The sequence below is a fragment of the Streptomyces sp. NPDC058964 genome (assembly GCF_042741275.1).
GTDB lineage: Bacteria > Actinomycetota > Actinomycetes > Streptomycetales > Streptomycetaceae > Streptomyces.
In genome coordinates this window covers 1-2,882 of record NZ_JBHYKH010000778.1, presented here as the reverse complement: position 1 = coordinate 2,882, position 2,882 = coordinate 1, and the positions used below count along the sequence as shown (strand labels likewise).

Below are 2,882 nucleotides of genomic sequence, written 5' to 3'. Positions count from 1 at the left end.
GGTCTACACCACTCAGTGGTGTAGACCTGTTGTAGCACGATGAAGGCGGCATAAGGAACCCACGATTCCCGTAACGATTTGGGCTACCGGGCGGGCCCGGCGCGGGGCATGGCGAAGGCCCCCGGAGCGGCTGGTCCAGAGGCCCGGATCGGGGGCGTGGGGGGCTGTGTGCGCCCGGTCTAGAGCTTCGTGACGTCCTCGACCTCGTCCTCCGGCTCCCGTCCCGGCGTCTTCAGGTCGAACTTCGTGATCGCGAAGCGGAACGCGGCGTAGTAGACGGCGGCGAAGCACAGGCCGATCGGGATGATCGCCCACGGCTTGGTCGCGAGGTGCCAGTTGATGACGTAGTCGATGAGCCCCGCGGAGAAGCTGAAGCCGTCATGCACCCCGAGCCCCCAGGTGACCGCCATCGAGACACCGGTGAGCAGGGCGTGCACCACGTACAGGAAGGGCGCGACGAAGAGGAAGGAGTACTCGAGGGGTTCGGTGATACCCGTGACGAACGAGGTCAGCGCCACCGAGAGCATCAGACCGCCGATCTCCTTGCGGCGGTGCGGTTTGGCGCAGTGGGTGATGGCCAGCGCGGCCGCGGGCAGCGCGAACATCATGATGGGGAAGAAGCCCGAGGTGAACTGGCCCGCGTCCGGGTCGCCCGCCAGGAACATGTTGATGTCGCCGTGCACGACCGTGCCGTCGGGTTTGGTGTAACTGCCGAACTGGAACCAGATGGGCACGTTGAGGAACTGGTGCAGTCCGATCACCAGCAGCGCGCGGTTGGCGACGCCGAACAGGCCCGCGCCCCCGGCGCCCAGATCGCTCAGCCAGTTGCTGAAGCTCTCCAGCGCGCCCCCGACCGGCGGCCAGACCCACAGGCACAGCACCGCGAAGACGACGGCGGCGAACGCCATGATGATCGGGACGAGCCGGCGGCCGTTGAAGAAGCCGAGCCAGTCCACCAGTCGCGTGCGGTGGAAGCGGGCCCAGAAGAAGGCCGCCATCAGACCGAGGACGATGCCGCCGAAGACCCCCGGGTTCTGGTACGTGAAGGCGGTCACCGTACCGTCCTTCACAAGGCAGCCCGTCGCCACCGGTCTCGAACCCGCGGCACAGTCCTCCGGGAACTGGCGCAGCACGCCGTAGTAGACGAGGAAGCCCGCCACCGCCGCGAGCGCCGTCGAGCCGTCCGCCTTCTTGGCCATGCCGATCGCCACGCCCACGCAGAACAGCAGCGGAAGGCCGAGGGACCCGTCCAGCAGCGCGCCGCCCGCACCGGCCATCACCTTCGCGACCTGCGTCCAGCCGAGCCCGTCCTTGCCGAGCAGGCCGGGCTGGCTCAGCGCGATGAGCAGGCCCGCGGCGGGCAGCACCGCGATCGGCAGTTGCAGACTGCGGCCCATCTTCTGCAGGCCCTGGAACAGGGCGTTCCAGCGGGCGCGCGTGGGACTGACACGGCTCCCCGCACTGCTCTCGGCGCTCATGGGCGTCCTCCGGGCCGCTCGGTTTGCGGGGCGGGTTTGGCGGGCGTACGCCGGGTGGTGTAGACCAGTTGGCGGACGGTTCCGCTGTCGTGAACGTCATCATTGGGCACCTACGACATGACCGCTCGCGAAGATGGGCCAACTGTGGGTTACTGCGACAAAGCGGTTCGGATCAGGGAGAAGGATCATGGCCACCAAGGCTGAGAAGATCGTTGCCGGGCTCGGCGGCATCGACAACATCGAGGAGATCGAGGGCTGCATCACCCGGCTGCGCACCGAGGTCTCCGACCCCTCGCTGGTCGACGAGGCCGCCCTGAAGGCCGCCGGCGCCCACGGCGTCGTCAAGATGGGCACCGCGATCCAGGTCGTCATCGGCACCGACGCCGACCCGATCGCCGCGGAGATCGAGGACATGATGTGAGTGAGCCCCACGGCTCACCCCTGAGGGGCTCGTCCCGACGCGGGACGGGCCCCCTTCGCATGTACGGCTAGGCTCGTCGCCATGTCTCGAATCGACGGCCGCACGCCCGAACAGCTCCGCCCGGTCACCATCGAACGCGGCTGGAGCAAGCATGCCGAGGGCTCCGTCCTCATCTCCTTCGGCGACACCAAGGTCTTCTGCACGGCCTCGGTCACCGAAGGCGTCCCCCGCTGGCGCAAGGGCAGCGGCGAGGGCTGGGTCACCGCGGAGTACTCCATGCTGCCCCGCGCCACGAATACCCGCGGCGACCGAGAGTCCGTCAAGGGCAGGATCGGCGGCCGTACGCACGAGATTTCCCGCCTCATCGGCCGCTCCCTGCGCGCGGTCATCGACTACAAGGCCCTGGGCGAGAACACCATCGTCCTGGACTGCGACGTCCTCCAGGCCGACGGCGGCACCCGCACCGCCGCCATCACCGGCGCGTACGTGGCGCTGGCCGACGCGGTCTCCTGGGCCCGGGGCCGGAAGCTGATCAAGGCCGGCCGCCAGCCGCTGACCGGCACGGTCTCGGCGGTCTCGGTCGGCATCGTCGGCGGAGTCCCCCTCCTCGACCTCTGCTACGAGGAGGACGTGAAGGCCGAGACCGACATGAACGTCGTCTGCACCGGCGACGGCCGGTTCGTCGAGGTCCAGGGCACGGCCGAGGCCGAGCCCTTCGCCCGCGAGGAGCTCGACGCGCTGCTCGACCTGGCCGTCACCGGCTGCACGGAGCTCACCGCCATCCAGCGCGCCGCACTGGAAGCGGCCCTGGAGAAGTAAGGAGAGACAAGCAGAAGTAAAGGGAACCCCAAAGGACGGGGCCGTCGGGCGGCAACCCCCGCGGCCTCCCGGGCGTCCCTATGGGTACGGGCGCCACGCCAACCGCCGGTGGCCCGGCGATCCAGGGGGTGGCGCCGCAAGATTGGCGCGTTCCGCAACCGAAG

Annotated in this window: 3 protein-coding genes; 2 read left to right on the top strand and 1 reads right to left on the bottom strand. The window is 69.1% G+C overall.

What is annotated here, in order from left to right; genetic code table 11:
* Positions 1-179 precede the first annotated feature (179 nt).
* A complete protein-coding gene (locus ACFW2E_RS44595) occupies positions 180-1,478 on the bottom strand; it encodes a PTS transporter subunit EIIC (RefSeq protein WP_384477238.1) in 1,299 nt (432 codons plus the stop codon).
* 187 nt (positions 1,479-1,665) lie between these two features.
* On the opposite strand from ACFW2E_RS44595, the gene ACFW2E_RS44590 reads away from it, so the two are divergent.
* Together ACFW2E_RS44590 and rph are read left to right on the top strand one after the other, a co-directional pair.
* On the top strand, positions 1,666-1,899 hold the full coding sequence (locus ACFW2E_RS44590; protein ID WP_263209201.1) for a PTS glucose/sucrose transporter subunit IIB: 234 nt from the start codon (positions 1,666-1,668) through the stop codon (positions 1,897-1,899).
* Positions 1,900-1,980: 81 nt separating this feature from the next.
* Positions 1,981-2,718, top strand: coding sequence for a ribonuclease PH (gene rph, locus ACFW2E_RS44585; protein ID WP_384477234.1), 738 nt, complete (start codon positions 1,981-1,983; stop codon positions 2,716-2,718).
* Positions 2,719-2,882: the final 164 nt, after the last annotated feature.

Coding starts and splice junctions, on each gene's coding strand:
- ACFW2E_RS44595 (WP_384477238.1), bottom strand. CDS start 1,478: ATGAGCGCCGAGAGCAGTGCGGGGAGCCGTGTCAGTCCCACGCGCGCC.
- ACFW2E_RS44590 (WP_263209201.1), top strand. CDS start 1,666: ATGGCCACCAAGGCTGAGAAGATCGTTGCCGGGCTCGGCGGCATCGAC.
- rph (WP_384477234.1), top strand. CDS start 1,981: ATGTCTCGAATCGACGGCCGCACGCCCGAACAGCTCCGCCCGGTCACC.